At 44.7% G+C, this 18,463-nt stretch carries 16 protein-coding genes and 1 riboswitch; of the genes, 6 read left to right on the forward strand and 10 right to left on the reverse strand.

Annotated features, from left to right (window positions below; translation table 11 throughout):
- Both rnjA and MHB63_00360 read left to right on the forward strand, forming a co-directional pair.
- Nucleotides 1–1,668: a ribonuclease J1 gene (gene rnjA / locus MHB63_00355; GenBank protein MEK3805036.1), complete on the forward strand. Its 1,668-nt coding sequence runs from the start codon at nucleotides 1–3 to the stop codon at nucleotides 1,666–1,668.
- 222 nt (nucleotides 1,669–1,890) lie between these two features.
- Entirely contained in the window at nucleotides 1,891–2,028 is a 138-nt protein-coding gene (locus MHB63_00360; protein ID MEK3805037.1) for a hypothetical protein, read from the forward strand.
- Nucleotides 2,029–2,095: 67 nt separating this feature from the next.
- Here MHB63_00360 and ade read toward each other — a convergent pair whose 3' ends face one another.
- The 5 genes from ade to MHB63_00385 form a co-directional block, all read right to left on the reverse strand.
- Complete coding sequence (gene ade / locus MHB63_00365) at nucleotides 2,096–3,820, reverse strand: adenine deaminase (GenBank protein MEK3805038.1); 1,725 nt, start codon at nucleotides 3,818–3,820, stop codon at nucleotides 2,096–2,098.
- A 65-nt stretch (nucleotides 3,821–3,885) separates the two neighbouring features.
- Nucleotides 3,886–3,987: riboswitch (purine riboswitch) on the reverse strand.
- A gap of 465 nt (nucleotides 3,988–4,452) precedes the next feature.
- Nucleotides 4,453–5,115, reverse strand: coding sequence for a TrkA family potassium uptake protein (locus tag MHB63_00370; protein MEK3805039.1), 663 nt, complete (start codon nucleotides 5,113–5,115; stop codon nucleotides 4,453–4,455).
- Nucleotides 5,116–5,231: 116 nt separating this feature from the next.
- The gene (locus MHB63_00375; GenBank protein ID MEK3805040.1) at nucleotides 5,232–6,086 is read right to left on the reverse strand and encodes a gamma-glutamylcyclotransferase; all 855 of its coding nucleotides are present in this window, start codon (nucleotides 6,084–6,086) and stop codon (nucleotides 5,232–5,234) included.
- A gap of 107 nt (nucleotides 6,087–6,193) precedes the next feature.
- Nucleotides 6,194–6,649 (reverse strand): DUF6884 domain-containing protein, encoded by a 456-nt coding sequence (locus tag MHB63_00380; GenBank protein MEK3805041.1) that lies wholly within the window; start codon nucleotides 6,647–6,649, stop codon nucleotides 6,194–6,196.
- Nucleotides 6,650–6,818: 169 nt separating this feature from the next.
- Nucleotides 6,819–7,331 (reverse strand): acyl-CoA thioesterase, encoded by a 513-nt coding sequence (locus tag MHB63_00385; GenBank protein ID MEK3805042.1) that lies wholly within the window; start codon nucleotides 7,329–7,331, stop codon nucleotides 6,819–6,821.
- A 153-nt stretch (nucleotides 7,332–7,484) separates the two neighbouring features.
- Here MHB63_00385 and mreBH point away from each other — a divergent pair, with 153 nt between their 5' ends.
- Together mreBH and MHB63_00395 are read left to right on the forward strand one after the other, a co-directional pair.
- Nucleotides 7,485–8,492, forward strand: coding sequence for a rod-share determining protein MreBH (mreBH, locus tag MHB63_00390; protein ID MEK3805043.1), 1,008 nt, complete (start codon nucleotides 7,485–7,487; stop codon nucleotides 8,490–8,492).
- A gap of 264 nt (nucleotides 8,493–8,756) precedes the next feature.
- The gene (locus MHB63_00395) at nucleotides 8,757–9,611 is read left to right on the forward strand and encodes a VanW family protein (protein MEK3805044.1); all 855 of its coding nucleotides are present in this window, start codon (nucleotides 8,757–8,759) and stop codon (nucleotides 9,609–9,611) included.
- A 42-nt stretch (nucleotides 9,612–9,653) separates the two neighbouring features.
- Here MHB63_00395 and abc-f read toward each other — a convergent pair whose 3' ends face one another.
- The 3 genes from abc-f to MHB63_00410 all read right to left on the reverse strand — a co-directional run bounded on the left by abc-f (nucleotide 9,654) and on the right by MHB63_00410 (nucleotide 13,734).
- On the reverse strand, nucleotides 9,654–11,414 hold the full coding sequence (abc-f, locus tag MHB63_00400) for an ABC-F type ribosomal protection protein (protein MEK3805045.1): 1,761 nt from the start codon (nucleotides 11,412–11,414) through the stop codon (nucleotides 9,654–9,656).
- Between the two features lie 281 nt (nucleotides 11,415–11,695).
- Complete coding sequence (locus tag MHB63_00405; GenBank protein MEK3805046.1) at nucleotides 11,696–12,571, reverse strand: aminoglycoside phosphotransferase family protein; 876 nt, start codon at nucleotides 12,569–12,571, stop codon at nucleotides 11,696–11,698.
- The gene (locus MHB63_00410; protein MEK3805047.1) at nucleotides 12,568–13,734 is read right to left on the reverse strand and encodes an acyl-CoA dehydrogenase family protein; all 1,167 of its coding nucleotides are present in this window, start codon (nucleotides 13,732–13,734) and stop codon (nucleotides 12,568–12,570) included. Before MHB63_00410 ends, MHB63_00405 begins: the two co-directional genes overlap by 4 nt.
- A gap of 162 nt (nucleotides 13,735–13,896) precedes the next feature.
- Between MHB63_00410 and MHB63_00415 the strand changes: the two genes are divergently transcribed.
- Both MHB63_00415 and MHB63_00420 read left to right on the forward strand, forming a co-directional pair.
- Nucleotides 13,897–15,126 (forward strand): aminopeptidase, encoded by a 1,230-nt coding sequence (locus MHB63_00415; GenBank protein MEK3805048.1) that lies wholly within the window; start codon nucleotides 13,897–13,899, stop codon nucleotides 15,124–15,126.
- Nucleotides 15,127–15,245: 119 nt separating this feature from the next.
- Nucleotides 15,246–16,160: a GTP-binding protein gene (locus MHB63_00420; protein ID MEK3805049.1), complete on the forward strand. Its 915-nt coding sequence runs from the start codon at nucleotides 15,246–15,248 to the stop codon at nucleotides 16,158–16,160.
- Between the two features lie 92 nt (nucleotides 16,161–16,252).
- Here the strand turns inward: MHB63_00420 and MHB63_00425 are convergent, their stop codons facing one another.
- On the reverse strand, nucleotides 16,253–17,095 hold the full coding sequence (locus MHB63_00425) for a proline/glycine betaine ABC transporter permease (GenBank protein ID MEK3805050.1): 843 nt from the start codon (nucleotides 17,093–17,095) through the stop codon (nucleotides 16,253–16,255).
- On the reverse strand, nucleotides 17,088–18,293 hold the full coding sequence (locus MHB63_00430) for a glycine betaine/L-proline ABC transporter ATP-binding protein (GenBank protein ID MEK3805051.1): 1,206 nt from the start codon (nucleotides 18,291–18,293) through the stop codon (nucleotides 17,088–17,090). The genes MHB63_00425 and MHB63_00430 overlap by 8 nt, the downstream gene beginning before the upstream one ends.
- Nucleotides 18,294–18,463 lie beyond the last annotated feature (170 nt).

The following is an 18,463-nucleotide window of genomic DNA, read 5'->3' on the forward strand; positions in this document are numbered from 1 at the left end:
ATGAAATTTGTTAAAAATGACCAGGTAGCGGTTTTCGCTCTTGGTGGACTTGGAGAAATCGGGAAAAACACGTACGGTGTCCAGTTCCAGGATGAGATCATCATGATTGATGCCGGCATTAAGTTTCCTGAAGAGGAACTGCTTGGAATTGATTATGTTATACCCGATTATACGTACTTAGTAAAAAACGAGGATAAAATTAAGGGACTTTTCATCACGCACGGCCACGAAGATCATATTGGAGGAATTCCCTACCTTTTAAAGCAAGTGAACATTCCGATCTACGGAGGCAAGCTTGCCCTCGGACTTATCCGCAACAAATTAGAAGAGCACGGTTTGCTTCGCCAGGCTAAACTCATCGAAATTAAAGAAGATGACATCATTAAGTTCAGAAAAACGTCTGTTACTTTCTTCCGTACAACTCACAGCATTCCGGATTCTTATGGAATCGTTGTCAAAACACCGCCGGGAAATATCGTCCATACAGGTGACTTCAAATTTGATTTCACACCTGTCGGCGAACCTGCCAACTTGACGAAAATGGCTGAGATCGGCAAAGAAGGCGTACTGTGCCTGTTATCAGACAGCACAAACAGCGAAATTCCCCATTTCACTATGTCAGAGCGCCGCGTTGGCGAAAGCATCCAGGAAATTTTCCGGAAAGTCGATGGACGCGTCATTTTCGCTACCTTTGCATCTAACATTCACAGGCTTCAGCAAGTAGTAGAAGCTGCGGTTCAGCATGGCAGAAAAGTTGCTGTTTTTGGCCGGAGTATGGAATCTGCCATTACAATCGGCCAGGACCTTGGCTACATTCAGTGTCCGAAAGATACATTCGTTGAGCCTCATGAAATTAACCGCCTTCCTGCAAACAGAGTCACCATTCTCTGCACAGGAAGCCAGGGTGAACCAATGGCTGCTCTGTCCCGTATAGCGAACGGAACACACCGCCAGATTCAGATTATTCCAGGCGATACTGTTGTTTTTTCATCTTCACCGATTCCGGGCAACACAATCAGCGTAAGCCGGACCATTAACCAGCTCTATCGTGCAGGAGCAGAAGTCATTCACGGTTCATTGAGTGACGTTCATACTTCAGGCCATGGCGGCCAGGAAGAACAAAAGCTGATGCTGCGCCTTATGAAACCTGAATACTTTATGCCGATTCACGGTGAATACCGCATGCAGATTATGCACTCCAAGCTCGCAAAGGATTGCGGAGTAGCTGCAGAAAACTGCTTTATCATGGACAACGGCGAAGTGCTTGCATTAAGCGACCGCGAAGTGTCCGTAGCAGGCAAAATCCCTTCAGGCTCTGTTTACATTGACGGAAGCGGAATTGGCGATATCGGGAACATCGTTCTCAGAGACCGCCGTATTCTTTCTGAAGAAGGCCTTGTGATTGTAGTAGTGAGCATTAATATGAAAGAATTTAAAATTTCAGCCGGTCCAGACATCATCTCTCGCGGATTTGTCTATATGAGAGAATCAGGCGACCTGATCAATGACGCCCAGGTTCTGATTACAAAACACTTGAATAAAGTGATGGAACGCCGTACAAGCCAGTGGTCTGAAATCAAAAATGAAATAACAGACACACTTGCACCGTTCCTGTATGAAAAAACAAAACGCCGCCCGATGATCCTGCCGATCATCATGGAGGTTTAATCTAAATGACTGCTAATCCGGAATTCTTTCCGGACGCACCATCTTATATTCTTTGACGAAGACTGCCCGTCTAGCGGCAGTCTTTTTCATTCTCCGAAGTTATTTTGCTTTTACCGGCACATTCTCCTCCTTAAACCATCTTGAAGCTGAGTGTTATTTAAGGTATAATGAACTGACCGTTCAGTCAAGTACTTTTAGATTCAGAAAGGTAGTGCCTAAGCGATGAAAAAGCCATCCTCTCTTGAAAAATTTGTACAGCGTTTAAAAGAAAAAGGTGTCAAGGCGGACGTGATCAGCCCTGCCACTAAAAAGGCGGTCACTCTTTTGCAGATCGACAGAAAGACTCAGTTTGAAAATTAGAGCAGCATTGCATTCTTACATAAATTAAAAAACCGGTCTCAGAAATTTCTGAGACCGGTTTTTTCTGTTAAATATGTCTGAATTGAGTAACATCAAATATCCCTTCACACGTTATTTTCAGCTCGGGAATAACCGGAAGGCCTAGAAACGACAATGTCAGAAATGGATTAAAGCTGTCCGGAAGTCCGGTTTCAGCAAGGGCATCATGAATTTTTTGCAGGCCATCAAGAACTTTTTCATAAGGCTGATCTGACAGTAGACCCGATACAGGAAGAGGCAGCTGTGCGAGGATTTCCCCGTCAGCCGCAACAGCAAGTCCTCCCCCCATTTCCTTGATTGCTGCTGCAGCGAGTATCAGATCCTCATCACTCATTCCGGCTGCAATGAGGTTGTGGGAGTCATGTGCAATCGTCGCTGCAATGGCGCCGCGCTTCATGGGGAACCCTTTCAGAACTCCTTTGCCGATCAGCCCGGTTCCTTTATGGCGTTCAGCCATGATCAGCTTTGCGTGCCCAAGGTCTGCCGATGGCACAAAAAATCCGTTTACAGTATGAACGATCTCCTCGGCCCTTCGTGTAACAAGCTGATTCGGCACTGCTTCGATCATGGTCATCAGCTGATTTTCGTCTGCACGTACAGCAAGCATGGAGGAATCGATTTCAGGAAGAACGACAGAACCCAGCAGCATGCCGGGAACCTTTCTCCGGTCTGCAGCTTTTTTCACCGTTTTTCCATGGATTGCGGCAAGCACCCCTCGCTTGTACACAGAATCAACTTTAAAACTGCTTAAATCATCTACCAGCACAAGATCTGCATCATATCCCGGCGCTACTGCCCCTTTGCTTTTAAGACCGTAGCATTCTGCAGCATTCAAAGTCGCCATCTGAATGGCTGTCACAGGATTCAGTCCATGTTTGGCTGCAAGTCTGATATGATGGTCTACACTTCCCTCTTTTACAAGATCATCAAGGTGTTTATCATCTGTGCAGAATAAAAATCTCCGTGCATTTTTCTCATTGACCGCCCCAATAACACGGTGGAAGTCTTTTGCCGCAGAACCTTGCCTGATCTGTACATACATTCCCCGCTGCACCCGTTCAATTGCCTCTTGGGCAGTCGTCACTTCGTGATCCGTACTTATTCCGGCCGATCTGTAAACATTGGCCATATCCACAGGAAGCCCTGCCATATGGCCATCAATCAAGCTGGAATGCTTCTGCGCCATTTTAAGTTTATCCATCATACTGTCCGACGTATTTTTCACAGCCACATAATCCATCACTTCCGCTAGCCCAATAACACGTTCATGCTGAAAAAAAGGTTCAAGGTCCTCCGCTTCAAGTTTTGCACCAGAATGCTCAAAACTTGTCGCCGGTACACAAGATGGCAGCATGATAAAAACATCAAGCAGTATGTCCTCTGAACTGTCAAGCATGTACTGTATGCCGGCCGCACCCGAGACATTGGCGATCTCATGAGGATCTGCTATCACGGCAGTTACTCCGTGCGGAAGCACAGCTTTAGCAAATTCGTGAGGAGGAACCATGGAGGATTCAATGTGGACATGAGCGTCAATCAGGCCGGGACAGATGAATTTGTCTGATGCATCGATTTCATCATGCCCCTCATAGTCCCCGATGCCGACTATTTTCCCCGCTGAAACGGCAACATCGCCATGGATGATGTCCAAATTAAACACATCCACGATACGGGCATTTTTAAAAACAAGCTCTGCTTTTTCTTTTTTTGATGCAGCCCAGATCTTGTATTTCAATTGTTCTTTTTCAGTCATAAAAAAACCCCTCGCTTTTATAGGATTGCGAAGAGGATGCAAAAGAAAGACGCATGTGTTTGCGCCTGTTCTAATATAATCCCCGCAGTCAAACTTTTTACGGCAGTTCGGTAGAAACTTTTGGACCTTATTTCCAAAATTATACGAGAAAAGATGTTTAATTAGTTTCATATACTAAGACACATCAGCCTTGCAGTCAATCTTTTTTTCTGCTTATAAAAAACGCCTCCTGAGGAAGGCTATAAAAGGAAGGCAATAGATAAAGCCGCAGGTGCCCTTACAGCCTGCGGCCTGCATACAAGGGTCCCGAATCTGGGGCCGGCCTGAAAGAAACAGTCAAAGAACATTCCAGACCTCGCCTGCAGCCGAACAGCCGGGGGTCTATTTTTTTTGGTCAAATGACAGGATGGCAATGATAAGCGTGGCGAAAGAGATAGCTAACGTCAAGCTTTCAAAGACTGTCATCCGGGCATCACCCCCTTCCTTTGCTTCAAAAGAAAAGAGACAGGGGCTCAGCCGACCGCCCAGCTGGAATCCAGCATGTATACATTATCAAGTATGCCACTTTTCCAAAAACACAAACGGACAGACAAGGCAGGAACTAAGAAAAAAAAGACACGAAATGTGTCTTTTTAAGCTTCCAGAACCCGCTTTTCAAACCGGTCTATATCTGTATCTGCACCGATGACGATCAGAATATCGCCCTTTTGGATAATTTCATCTGCCTGGGGAGAAACAAAAATTTCTTTATCTCTTTTAATGGCAACAATGTTAATGCCGTATTTGGCACGAATATCAAGATCAATCAGCGTGTTTCCATCGAGCTTGCTGTTTGCCACAATCTCAACGATGCTGTGTTCATCAGAAAGCTCAAGATAATCAAGCACATTGTTTGAAATAAGATTATGGGCAATCCGTCTTCCCATATCCCTCTCTGGATGGACAATCTGATCGGCGCCTATTTTGGAAAGCACCTTTTCGTGATAATCATTCTGGGCTTTGACTGTAATAAACTTCACTCCAAGCTCTTTAAGCATCAGCGTTGTAAGAATGCTCGACTGAATGTTATCCCCAATCGCAACAATGACATGATCAAAGTTACGGATTCCAAGACTTTTTAATACAGCTTCATCTGTTGTATCTCCTACTACGGCATGTGAAGCTATATTAGCATATTCGTTTACTTTATCTTCATCAAGGTCAATCGCCATTACTTCCATGCCCTCTTCGCTGAGCTCGCGGCAAATGCTCCCGCCAAAACGGCCAAGGCCGATAACTGCAAAATCTTTTTTCATATGTATTTCCTCCAGCTATCATTCTTTAAACAAATGTTACCATTACTTTAAACCCAATGAACTAAAATGGCAAGCATCTGCCGCTTAATCAAGATGTCTTTTCCAAAAGTGGAATACTACATTTCAGGCAGCTCATCCATATAGCGTTTCATTCGCTTCACATACTCCGGACTCAATCTGCCTTCAGCACCTTTTAAAATCTCTGACGAATAATGACCAGGTGGCCGAAACTCTTCTTTCTTGTCGATGACTGTAAAAGTCAGACACTGCTCGTATACCCGGCCATTCACCTCCACTTTTACAAATGCAGGCCGGTACATTCCTGTTCCTACCCCTTCTCTCACATAAAGATACTCGACAGCTTCTTTTGGAACTCTGTACAGAATTCCTTCTGCTCCCCCGCGTTCCTCAACAAGATCTGCACGTCCGCCGTCATGTACGGAAATCGTGAATTTCACCGTATATCGCTCAATTTTCCCCGCCCCTATTACTTCAGCAAAGTGATGATCGACTCCTGCAAGTTTGAACCGTTCTGTATCCATGCACGATCCGTAAGCAAAATACAGCGTTTCTTCCGGTAATTCGGAAGCAAACATGTATTCTTTCCAGTCGCCGCTTTGAATCTGTTTCATTCGGGTTGTTTTGCTTGTGTTCATGATGTAGCTTAAAGCCCGGAATTCTCCGGTATCCGTCATAACAGTGATTTCTTTAAGTTCGAATAAGTTATCTTGATGGTTTTCAGCGAGGTACCCCTCTAATTCATGGATCTTTTCAAGGTTCTCTTCGTCCAGTTCCAACAGCTCACCATAAACCGCTCCGGATTCAGCTGTCATCGCAGGATATCCTTCCCCTGTGTCATAAAGTCTTCCTGACGTACGCGCCTGTTCAGCCAGGCACAAGGCGCCTTTCATATATGTAAAATTGCTTTCTCCATGGCGGAGTGTTCCATAAATAAACAAGTGAACGTTCATGATGCTTTCTTGCTCCTTTCATGCTTGTCTTTCTGCAAGACCAGCGGATGATTTACCCAAGTATACCATTTCCTTATTTGTCGGTATATTCAGACAGAACCGGCAATTCAGCAGTGAATCCTTCTTTTTTCTGCAATGGCCTTTTTCAGTTTTTGCTGCATATAGCCGATTCCCCTGCACCCGCTTAAAGGAAAAACAGCTTCACCTTCAAACACCGCAGCTGCTATAGGTCTGAATTTTTTTCCGCCAAGGACTATTAGCCGCTCATACTGCAACAGATTTTTATCTGCTGCCTGTTTCTTCAAGTCTTCCAGTTTTATAATCTCGTCTGATTTCATGCTGAAAGAAAGGTTATACGAACCGGGCACGGGGTCTACCGGCAGCAGGAAACCGTGTTTAGCCGAAAGAATCACCCATTGATCACTATAGAAAAGATCTGCATACTGTCTGCAAAGCAAATGAAACGTTCCAGTATAGGCGTATTTTGCTTCCACTTCACCAATATGCGGCTCCTTATCCCATATTTTCCTGTTCCCGCACGGTATAATACAAAGCTCTTTCATCCCAATATCCATCCTCCTGGAAGTTTGTTCTTGTTCATTTCAGCGGTGCATGCATGCTAAACTTTAAGTAAAGAAACAAACAATTTATAAAGCCAGTATACTTAAAATCTATCTCAGGGAACATGTATGCTGATTTCCTGAAAAACCGCGTGGTCCTGCAGCTTTCGCTTCAGCACCACGGATAGTCCGTTCCAAATGCAGCTGCCATGCCAGCAGCTTCTTCTTTGCGTTTTTTTCTGATTGCTGCCCTCCTCAGAGCGGAGTCATGCAGCATTTTCTCTGTTTCTGATTCAGGCACCACCTGCGGAACAGGAGTAGGCTTGTTATGTTTGTCTACGGCAACCATTGTTAAAAACGACATGGCACAAAGGTTTCTGTTGCCGTTCAGGAGATCTTCGGAAATGACTTTCACAAATACTTCCATTGACGTTCTTCCTGTATACGTCACAAATGCTTCAAGACAGACTGAATTCCCTTCATAAATAGGATGAAGAAAATCAACAGAATCTGTGGATGCCGTGACGACCGGCGTCCTTGCATGTCTGATTGCTGCAATTGCTGCAACATCGTCAATATACGACATGAGCCTTCCACCGAATAACGTACCATAGTTATTTGTATCTGACGGAAGGACAATGCTCGTTTTCACAACAAAAGAGTGTCGGCAGAACTTTATTTCCACTTACATTCACTTCCTTTTTCGGTCCTTTACTTTGTATGCCCATAAAAACCGAAAAAATTCATGAGGAAATAGTTGATCCTGCCCCCATAAATCGACACTCTTTGCAGAATACTTATGAAAGACTCGAAATCTATGAGGATTGGGTGAAGATAAATGTTTTCTACTTCTGAAATTGGAATTGATTTAGGCACAGCAAACATTCTTGTCTACAGCAAGGATAAAGGAATTGCTCTTAATGAACCGTCCGTAGTGGCGATTGATACTGTTACAAAAAATGTACTCGCCGTCGGCACGGAAGCAAAAAGCATGATCGGCAAAACGCCTGGTAAAATAGTGGCTGTACGGCCTCTTAAAGACGGTGTCATTGCTGATTATGATGTGACCACCGAAATGCTTAAGCAAATCATGAAAAAAGCGTCGAAGAAACTTGGATTTTCAATCAGAAAACCAACCGTTGTCGTGTGCACGCCTTCTGGCGCTACAAGCGTTGAGCGCCGCGCCATCCACGATGCTGTTAAGAATTCAGGTGCAAAAATTGTTCATTTAATTGAAGAGCCGGTTGCTGCTGCAATTGGCGCTGATCTGCCAGTTGATGAACCGATCGCAAATGTGATTGTTGATATCGGCGGCGGCACGACTGAAGTTGCCATTATTTCATTCGGCGGTGTTGTATCGTGCCACTCTATCAGAATTGGCGGGGATCAGCTTGATGAAGATATTATCGGCTACGTCCGCAAAAATTACAACCTGCTGATTGGCGAACGCACAGCAGAGAACATCAAAATGGAAATCGGCTATGCCCTGGTCAAACATGAAGAGCTTCATATGGATGTCAGAGGCCGTGATCTTGTGACAGGACTTCCAAAAACGATTACACTGTCATCTGCAGAAATGCAAAACGCTATGAGAGAATCACTGCTTCACATTCTTGAAGCGATACGCGCTACTCTTGAAGACTGCCCGCCTGAGCTGAGCGGTGATATCGTAGACCGCGGTGTGATTTTGACAGGAGGAGGGGCTTTAATGAAAGGCATGCAGGAGTGGCTGAGCGAAGAGATTGTCGTTCCTGTTCACCTTGCACCAAACCCTCTGGAATCTGTGGCGATTGGAACAGGAAGATCTCTGCAGGTTATTCATAAGCTTCAGAAAGTCTCTAAATAACCGGAAATGGACCGCTCCCTGAGCGGTTCTTTTTCTCGTTAATATCAGAACATGCGTTCCTATTTTTTTATTTTATCAGCTTTTGCTACCAAATTCAACCTTAGCAAAATATTCTTTTTTTCTCCAAATTTTTGAAACTTTATCTCTTTCCTTTTCGTCTTATCTAATGTATGATTCACAATAAATGATAGATAACTGGGGGAGAACACCATTAAACGCTTTTTAATTGCTGTATGTATTGTTGCAGGTTTAAGCGGATGCGGATTGGGAGAAAAAGAGGTGCTGCTGACAGCTAAAAATGCCGTCAGCGCCAAAGCGGTCTCAGCAAAAGCTGCTGAAATCAGCCGGGAGTTTGCCTTAATCGACCCAAGGGACGGCAAAGCGGTCAAAACCATTGAAGCCGCTCCTCTGTCAGATAAAGCAGCTCACGCAGAAAATATGGAAAAGCTTGTGAAAGAGCTTGCCGGACAGTATGACAGGCCAATGACACCTTCAAAGATAAGAAACGGCAAGCTGGAACCTGGTCAAAGCAGAGTAATTCTGGATGAAAAAGCATTGCTCCAGCAGCTGATGTCGCTTCCTGCTTTTGACAGGGATATTATCCTTCCGATCACAGAAACATCACCAAACGTTACGGCAGAATCATTGACCGGAGCTTCTCAGAAAGTGATTGGAACCTACAGAACAACATTTAATGCTTCAGTAAAGGGCAGGAGCATGAATATCGCTTTGTCTGCAAATGCGATTGACCAGATTGTACTTGGTCCTGGAGACAGATTTTATTTCAATCAGACAGTTGGCGAACGGACTCCGGCACGCGGTTACCAAAAAGCAATGGAGATCGTCAACAAGGAATTTGTAGAAGGCATAGGCGGCGGAATTTGCCAGACTTCAAGCACCCTGTACAACGCAGTGGCACAGGCAGGACTTGAAATCATTGAGCTTCACCACCATTCCAAAGAAGTCGGCTATGTGCCGATCAATAAGGATGCTACCGTTTCATGGAACGGATATGATTTTAAGTTTATGAACAGCAAAGACCATCCTGTTATTATTAAAACAATGACAGATCTAACAAACGGCAGCCTTCAAGTTCAGATCATAGAAGCAGTAAAATAAAATAGGTCGCTGCATGGAAAAAGGCTGAGACGGAATTCCGTCTCAGCCTTTTTTGCGTTTCTCAAGAAGATTTTTCTCGCGGATAAGCCTTGCAAATTCATTGTCATATTCCTGAAATTCTGGATGATCTCTGTTTATAAGGCTGAGATTTCCTATGACTGCTGTCAGACGGTTATTCACTTTCAGCAGTTCTTCCTCATCGTCATTAGGCACGGTATTTTCATTCTTTAATGCAGAATAATACTCACCAATTCTCATCTCGGCTCTTCTAATGCTCCCGTACTCAAAAACCAGCAGTTTATCGCACAGTTTTTCAACAAGATATCTGTCGTGGGAGATGATGATGAGGGTGCCTTCAAACTGACTGAGCGTCTCCTCCAGCTGCTCCCTGCTTGGCAGATCAAGATGGTTCGTCGGTTCATCCAGAATCAGACAATCGTATTCGTTTAAGATGAGCCCGGCAAGTTTCACTCTGGTTCTCTCACCAAGACTCAAGCAGCCAATCTTCTGCTCTATTTTGTCTTCTTTAAGCCCCATATTGGCAAGCAGTGTCCTTGCTTTAAGCAACTTATCCCTGTCGGCTGCCTGCATGGCTTCGAGAACACTTTCATCTGCATTTAAGTCACCCACATCCTGGCTCAGACAAGCGATTTTCAGTGTAGGGCTCCTCCATAATTCTCCGCCGGACAATCCTTCAATTCCCTGAAGCATCCTTATAAGAGTCGTCTTTCCTGCACCGTTTCTCCCGATGACTCCTATTCTTTCTCCATGTTTCATGTAAAAATGGCTGCTGCCGATCAGAGTGCGTCCTGCAAATGATTTCTGAAGACCTTTTGCTTCAAAAATCCGTTTTCCCCTCTTCCCTGCAGCATCAAATTCAAACTGTACAGCCGTATCCTCAAGAGGCTTTTCAATTTTATTTTTTTCAAGCTCTGCTTCGAGCCTTTTCATTTTAGACCGAACTTGCACATCCATCTTTTTTGCTTTTGCCCGGTGATACTCTTTAAAGCCCATTTGCCTGCGCTCAGACAGACTTCCCTGTTTTGTTGAATTCCGGTGTGCCTTTTCAGACCAGCTGCGCAGGTTCTCCATTTGTCCCTCAATTTTCGCTTTATGCCTCTGCTGCAATTCATAATCATGCTTTTGTTCCTCAAGCTGCCGCTTTTTTTCCTGTCTGTACGCAGTATAATTTCCTTTGTATTCCTTTAGCTTTTTGTTCTCAAGTTCAAAAATGTGTGAAACAGTCCGGTCCAGAAAATGCCGGTCATGGGAGATGATCAGTACTGCTCCCCTGAATGTTTGGAGCCAGTCTGCCAGCCATTCAATGCCATGATAATCCAGATGATTGGTTGGTTCATCCAGAATCAGCAGGTCGGGATTTGATGAAATGACCTGAGCAAGAGCAAGCTTCAGCTTTTCTCCCCCGCTCAAATGCAGGAGCCGATCTTCTTCCCAGTCAGCCACCTTTTCAAGTCCAAGCCTGCCTGCTGCTTCAAGCACTGTTTGATCCCCTTCGCTGTTCAATGCGTCTTTAAAATTCTGTACGGAATAATCTACCGACTGAAGCAAATAGCCAATTTCAAGGCCTGCTTTCCTTGTCAAGCTGCCTTTGTCAGGTTCAATTGTTCCATACAGCAAATTCGCAAGTGTTGTCTTTCCCGTACCGTTATAGCCTGCCAGTCCGGCACGATCACCTTCTCTGATGTCAAAACTGACATCCTCAAAAACCAATTTATCTCCAAAATGCTTTGTCAGTCCGTTTATTTTTACAATTGCTTTTTCGTTTCGACTATTTTTAGCCATAAAAAAACCTCCCAGTTTGCCCTAGAGAGGATTTTCAACCATATGAAAGAAACCGAAAGAACCTGGCATACAGATGCACAGAAAAATCTTTTCAATTCGGAAATGGTATGAAAAATGAGCGCACTCATCCTATTCTCTAGGTCCCGTTTTTTCTTTATTCAAAAAACGTTTAGAAAATAAGATTAGTTCCACATTGTTTCAAGCACCTTTTCCTTTCCAAAAATACACTATACTTCAGTATATTCAGTATTCTGATTAGAAGTCAACAAAAAATGGCATATTCAAAGCAGTTTTTCATACAAATCAGCGAGTATCAGATTTTCATCAGCGCACGGCATATGATCTTCTTTGCACCAGCAGGCGCTTAAAACGGCCCCGCAATAGCCCCACCGGATCATCTTTTTAAGGTTAAGTCCGGCTGCTTTCTCAAATAATGACAGTCTGTTTTGAAGGACAGCAAATGGATGGTGTTTGTCAAAAAGATAATTCCTGCAAAAAGCGGCAGCTTCAAACTCCTTTTCGCCAATCACGCCCTTCGGGTCAATCGCTTTCCATTCCCCTTGATGGCTGAGGATATTATTTTGATGCAGGTCTCCATGCAAAAGAGAGGGATGATGCATTTCAAAAAGCAGCTCATTTACGATCACAGATGCCTTCTTGAGGTACCTTTCAGGAATATCTTCTGCAAGGTCCAAACCTTTAAACCAGTCAGATAAATGAGGAAAGTGCATGCTGCCCCAGTCATCAGTACGAATACTCCCCATAACAGCCGCTGCCGCAGCGACTGCTTTTTCATCTTCCATGCTGTCTGAGAGAACCGTACCCGGAACTGCCTTTTCAAGCAGCAAAAATCCTTCATCGGTATGATCCTCAAGCAGCTTGATCATTCCGGCGCCTTTTCCAAAAACAGCAAGGGCGTTTTTTTCGTTAATAAGCTCTTTATTAGCAGGCAATCCCACTTTAATAACCGCTTCCACGCCGCCATTAAGCGTAACTTCAGCAACAAAATGAAAGGTCATTGGATAGAATTTGCCAATCCTGATGCCGTATTTTTGCTCCCACCCGGCCAGCCTGGCAGGAAGTTCCCGAAGCCAGACATCTCCATTCTCACCATGAACGCCGCGGATTGTCTGCTTGAACGTTTCAGGAAACATCATGATCCTTCACTGAATGCCTGGTCGGCCAGAAGCTTATAAGTAATGTCATCTGCCGGGGGGTTATGAAGTCCGGCTCTTACATCCCGGTAATAGCGTTCAATTGGATGAGAACGGAATATACTTTGTCCGCCGACAATTCTCATTGCAAGATCAACGATTTCTACGGCCGTGTTGGTTGCAACCGTTTTGGAAGCCGCCAGTTCTGCTGAAAGTGTGTGCCGCGTATCGGGACTCTCATCCCACTTTTCTGCCGTGCCGTACAAAAGGTGCCTTGCCGTCATAAGCTTTACATCCATTTCTGCTGTCTTTCTTCTGACTTCAGGAAGCTCAGAAATCGGATGGTCCAAACTGTTTGGCTGATGTTTCTTCGCAAACTCCACGGCGAAATTTCTTGCGGCAATCGCGATTCCAAGATAACAGGCCGGAATATGAAGGAGCCAGCCCTGCGGCATCGGTTTTTTGGCAGGTTTTGAACGGTAAGAAGCAAGCGCCTGATTTTCGAGCACAACATCGTCCAGAATGAGATCATCGCTCCTGGTCCCTCTCATGCCAAGCGTATCCCACGTCTCCATGATGGAAAGTCCTTTTGAATCCTTCGGAATAATAAATTCTCCCACTTCACCGGATTCTTCTATTGTTGCTGTAATTAAAAAATAATCAAGGGCAGGGGCAAGCGATGTAAAGATCTTCTTCCCGTTGATGACCCACTTATCCCCCCTGCGGACAGCCGTTGTTTCCGGTTTTCCCCCTCTTGCTGGACTGCCGCTGTTCGGCTCGGAAGCAGCGCTGTTGATGATTTTGTCGAACTGTATGATTTCTCGGGAAATCTGCGCGTACACTTCTTCCGGCCATCTATTGGTTTCTCTTATATTCATTAAAATGCCGAGATGCCAGCCAAGCGAAAGCGCTGTCGGTCCGTCTCCCTGCGCCAGGGTTTCCTGGACCATGACAAAGTCATAAAGAGACAGTCCTGATCCGCCGTATGCATCCGGTATAGACAATGTCAAAAAACCGGCTTTTTTCAAGTCATCAAAGTTTTCAAATGGAAAGAGCGCATGGCGGTCATAATATTCCGCACGCTCAGAAAAGGTTTCAGCAAGCTTCTCCGCCTTTGCGGCAAGCTGTTTTTGTTTATCGGTCTTGATAAAAGATGAATTCAGCATACACTCACCCGCTTTCTGACTATATTTTATCTCTTTCATACATCGTTGAAAAGAATTCCGGTCTGAGCAGCTCCAGAAAATAGAATACTCAGTCTTTTTTATTTCCTAAAACCGCCAGTTCTGATAAAATAGAACCAATCTTACATATAAGGAGCTAAACAAATGACTTCTTTTCAAACAAACTTAGAAAAATATGCTGAGCTAGCCGTTAAAGTCGGCGTAAATATTCAAAAAGGACAAACGCTTGTCATCAATGCTTCTCTTGATGCAGCGGAATTCGTCCGTCTTGTCGTCAGAAAAGCATATGAGACTGGCGCAAAACACGTTCAGGTTGACTGGGCGGATGATGAAGTGACGCGCGCCCGTTTTGAGCTTGCTCCGATGGAAGCGTTCAGTGAATTTCCTGAGTGGCGCGCAAAAGGGCTTGAAGCACTTGCCGAAGGCGGAGCTGCCTTCATGTCCATCGTTTCATCAACGCCTGATTTGCTGAAAGGCATTGATTCAAAACGCATCTCAGCCAGTTCAAAAGCTGCAGGAACGGCGCTTTCAACCTACAGAAATTACATACAGGCAGACAAAGTCAGCTGGTCTGTCATTGCTGTTCCTTCTGAAAAGTGGGCGGCAAAAGTGTTCCCTGATGCAGAAGACCAGGCTGTAGATCTGCTGTGGGATGCTATTTTTAAAGCAACACGCACTGACCTTGAAGATCCTGTTTCGGCATGGAAAGAACATGACCGGTCACTGAACAGCAAAGTCGAGTATTTAAACGGCAAGAAATATAAAAAGCTTCACTACCGTGCAAAAGGAACCGATTTAACGATAGAGCTTCCCGAAAAACATTTGTGGATCGGCGCAGGCAGCACAAATGAACAAGGTCATGACTTTATGGCCAATATGCCGACAGAGGAAGTCTTTACTGTACCTGCAAAAGAAGGCGTAAACGGCACAGTAACCAGCACAAAGCCGTTAAGCTATGGCGGGAATCTGATCGACAACTTCTCCATCACGTTTGAAAACGGGAGAATCTCAGATGTGAAAGCAGAAGAGGGCGAAGAGATTTTGAAGGAGCTTGTCGCTACTGATGAGGGATCTCACTACCTTGGCGAAGTTGCTCTCGTACCTCATGACTCCCCGATCTCAATGTCAAATGTTCTTTTCTATAATACGCTGTTTGATGAAAACGCGTCGAACCATCTGGCAATCGGCAATGCGTATGCATTCTGCATTGAAGGCGGAAAGAAAATGTCCCGAGAAGAGCTTGAGAAAAACGGCGTCAATTCAAGCATCACTCATGTTGACTTTATGATTGGCTCTGAAGAAATGGATATTGACGGCATTCTTGAAGACGGCACAAGCGAACCGATTTTCAGAAAAGGAACATGGGCTATTTAATTCAAGCGGCTTTACCCAAACCTGCATGGCATTCGTGCAGGTTTTTCTATTGGAATTGACGCTGCATACAGCCTTCATGTACCATAGAAAAATAGCTTATAGAACGGAGCGTACATGATATGAAATCTGTTGAAGTCTACATTCTGTCCGGATTTTTAGGGGCAGGGAAAACCACTCTATTAAAAAATATTCTAAAACAGGAACAAGAAAACGGAAGAAAAATTGCCGTCGTGATGAACGAGCTCGGTAAAATATCCATAGATTCGGATGCTGTTTCTGATGATATTCCGCTGAAAGAACTGCTCAACGGGTGTGTCTGCTGCACGATGCAGGGACAGCTCGAAGCACAGCTTCAAGGCATGCTTTCGCAGTATGAGCTTGATGCCATCTATATTGAAACAACAGGTGCAGCACATCCTATTGAAGTCCTTGACGCCTGTTTGTCTCCTGTTTTTGCAGACAAACTTGCTATTGGAGCCATTGTCACCCTTGTTGACGGCCCACGCTATCACGACCGTACCGGTCTCAGCATTCAGCTTCAGAAACTGCTTCAGGAGCAGATTCATCATGCAGATGTAGTGCTTCTTAATAAAATCGATTCCTTATCAGATTCTGAGCAGGCGTCCCTTGTAATGGATATTCAGAACATAGCTCCTGCATCCAAGGTACTTCTTACCCAGTTTGCATCCGTCCGCCTGAGTGATTTTCAGCAGGTGTCACGCATGAAGAGACGTGAGCACGAGCAGACACATGTCGAGCACCAGCTTCATTTAAAAACGTATGTTCATACCTTTACAGGTCCAATTGATTTTGACTCATTTGAGAACTTCCTGCGAACGATGCCTGATACGATCTACCGGGTAAAAGGCTATGTTGCTTTTACCCGCTCGGCGGAAACGTATCTTTTTCAGTATTCCTACGGGATGCCGCTTTATATGAAAGAACCTGTTAAAATGAAAAAAACCCTTGTCTTTATTGGAGAAAACCTGGATCATGACTGGCTGAAGCAAAAGCTTACCAGTCTGCAGCACTGAAAAACCTTCCTGCACACCTGCTGCAGGAAGGTTTTTTAACGTCTATACTGAGCTGCACAGTCTTCAGTATTTCATACTTGTGCAAAGTCTCTTTATACCTCTTTTTTACGAGTGCCCAAATGCTGTGTGATACGGTCCAGAATAATGGCAAGGATAACGATTGATATTCCTGCTTCGAATCCTCTTCCTACTTCAATACGTGTGACCGCCCGGTAAACGTCGACTCCAAGTCCCGGTGCACCGACCAGAGAAGCGATGACCACCATGGACAGCGCAAGCATAATGCTCTGGTTGACACCTGCCATAATGGTTTTTGTGGCAAGCGGCAGTTCTACCTTCATCAATTTCTGAGCGGTAGTCGATCCGAAAGCGTTCGCCGCTTCAACGAGGTCCTCCGGAACCTGTCTGATTCCAAGGTTAGTAAGCCTGATGGTAGGCGGCATGGCAAAAATGACAGAAGCAATAATGCCAGGCACAACGCCGATTCCAAAAAAGAGAATGGCTGGAATTAAGTAAACAAAAGCGGGCATAGTCTGCATCAGGTCCAGTATTGGCGTTAAAATCTTTGAAAAGGTATCGTTTTGTGAAGCAATGATACCAAGAGGCACTCCAATAATAACGGAAATGATTACAGAAGTAAGGACCAGTGAGAGTGTGTCTATCATTTGCTCCCAGTATCCAAGATTCAAAATAAACAGAAGCCCTGCCAGTGACAGTGAAGGAAGGGACCAGCTTCTGCTGACAAACCAGGCTATTGCTGCGACAATCACTATCAGCAGCAGTGCAGGTATCGCCATCAGCCCGTAAACAATGAAATCAGTAAATCCTTCAATACCATTTGAAAGCCATCCGAAGAAACCTTCAAAGCTTTCATTTAAATAGGTAACAAATCCATCGACCCATTTTCCAACAGGTATTTTGGGGATATTATTCATGCGGCTGCACCTCCTTTGATTCTGTTCCCGCCAGTGCCTGAATGACTTTCTCGCGTTTTATAACACCTTTGATTCTTCTGTTTTCATCTACTACCGGCAGAGGGTACTTGCTCGCAGCCATCTTTTCATAAAGATCCTCAAGCACTGTGTCAAGCTCCACATAAGGCATTTCTCTTTTCACATATGTTTCAGTCGGCACGTTTTCTTTAATCGCTTTTACCGCATCGTCAGCTGTGATCAGGCCGATCAGTGTCTGCTTTTTATCTACGGCATACACACTCGAATAGCCTGCATCACGCATAAGCGTCAATGCTACACGAGGTCCTCTGTCGATCTGGATGGTTTCCGCCCGGTTCATGATGGATCCTGCCGTTATGACCTTGGACAGATTCACATCTTCTACGAACCGCTCAACATATTCATCAGCCGGATGAGTCATAATTTCCTCAGGAGTCCCTATCTGGACGATTGATCCGTCCTTCATCAGAGCAATCCTGTCCCCAATGCGAAGTGCTTCATCAAGATCATGGGTAATAAAGATAATTGTTTTCTCCATTTTTTCCTGAAGCTCAAGAAGTTCATCCTGCATATCTTTCCGAATCAGCGGATCAAGTGCGCTGAAGGCTTCATCCATTAAAAGAACATCCGGTGCGTTTGCCAGTGCACGGGCAAGGCCCACCCGCTGCTGCATGCCCCCGCTCAGTTCACCCGGATAGCTGTCTGCGTACCCTTTTAATCCTACGAGCTCAAGAGATTCTCTGGCCCGCTGATAACGCTCTTTTTTCTTCCAGCCCTGAATTTCAAGACCATACTCAACGTTTTCAACGACCGTTCTGTGGGGAAATAAAGCAAATCGCTGAAAAACCATGCTCATTTTCTTTCTCCGAATTTCTCTGAGAGCATCTCCCTTCAGCTTCATAATGTCTTCATCATCTATAAAAATATGGCCGGATGTAGGATCAATAAGCTTATTCAGCAGCCTGACCAACGTTGATTTCCCGCTGCCTGACAGACCCATAATGACGAAGATCTCTCCCGAATAGACCTCAAAGCTCGCCCGGTTAACACCGACGGTCATTCCGGTTTCTTTCAGAATATCCGCCTTTGAGCTCCCTTTTTTAAGCATAGCAACTGCTTTTTGCGGGTTCTTTCCGAATACTTTTGTGACTTCATCAACTTTCAACTTTACCGTTTTCATCATACACCTCTCGCTAGCGACTTCTTTGTATCAGTTTTCACATCATAAAAATGAAATATGTAAGTTTTCCGTTCTAATTGGCAGAATAAAGAAGGACGGATGTTTGGGACCTAATAGATAGTACCCGATCCTAAGAAAAACAAAACAATTTTATGTTTCCAGAAAAGTTT

Origin of the sequence: Bacillus sp. FSL H8-0547 (assembly GCA_038002745.1) — a bacterium.
Classification (GTDB): Bacteria; Bacillota; Bacilli; order Bacillales; family Bacillaceae; genus Bacillus_P.

What these genes read in the sequence shown, in the direction of transcription:
- MHB63_00360 (MEK3805037.1), top strand. Translation starts at nt 1,891, where the DNA reads ATGAAAAAGCCATCCTCTCTTGAAAAATTTGTACAGCGTTTAAAAGAA.
- rnjA (MEK3805036.1), top strand. Translation starts at nt 1, where the DNA reads ATGAAATTTGTTAAAAATGACCAGGTAGCGGTTTTCGCTCTTGGTGGA.
- MHB63_00375 (MEK3805040.1), bottom strand. Translation starts at nt 6,086, where the DNA reads ATGAACGTTCACTTGTTTATTTATGGAACACTCCGCCATGGAGAAAGC.
- MHB63_00380 (MEK3805041.1), bottom strand. Translation starts at nt 6,649, where the DNA reads ATGAAAGAGCTTTGTATTATACCGTGCGGGAACAGGAAAATATGGGAT.
- MHB63_00410 (MEK3805047.1), bottom strand. Translation starts at nt 13,734, where the DNA reads ATGCTGAATTCATCTTTTATCAAGACCGATAAACAAAAACAGCTTGCC.
- MHB63_00425 (MEK3805050.1), bottom strand. Translation starts at nt 17,095, where the DNA reads ATGAATAATATCCCCAAAATACCTGTTGGAAAATGGGTCGATGGATTT.
- MHB63_00430 (MEK3805051.1), bottom strand. Translation starts at nt 18,293, where the DNA reads ATGAAAACGGTAAAGTTGAAAGTTGATGAAGTCACAAAAGTATTCGGA.
- MHB63_00420 (MEK3805049.1), top strand. Translation starts at nt 15,246, where the DNA reads ATGAAATCTGTTGAAGTCTACATTCTGTCCGGATTTTTAGGGGCAGGG.
- MHB63_00370 (MEK3805039.1), bottom strand. Translation starts at nt 5,115, where the DNA reads ATGAAAAAAGATTTTGCAGTTATCGGCCTTGGCCGTTTTGGCGGGAGC.
- mreBH (MEK3805043.1), top strand. Translation starts at nt 7,485, where the DNA reads ATGTTTTCTACTTCTGAAATTGGAATTGATTTAGGCACAGCAAACATT.
- MHB63_00415 (MEK3805048.1), top strand. Translation starts at nt 13,897, where the DNA reads ATGACTTCTTTTCAAACAAACTTAGAAAAATATGCTGAGCTAGCCGTT.
- ade (MEK3805038.1), bottom strand. Translation starts at nt 3,820, where the DNA reads ATGACTGAAAAAGAACAATTGAAATACAAGATCTGGGCTGCATCAAAA.
- abc-f (MEK3805045.1), bottom strand. Translation starts at nt 11,414, where the DNA reads ATGGCTAAAAATAGTCGAAACGAAAAAGCAATTGTAAAAATAAACGGA.
- MHB63_00405 (MEK3805046.1), bottom strand. Translation starts at nt 12,571, where the DNA reads ATGATGTTTCCTGAAACGTTCAAGCAGACAATCCGCGGCGTTCATGGT.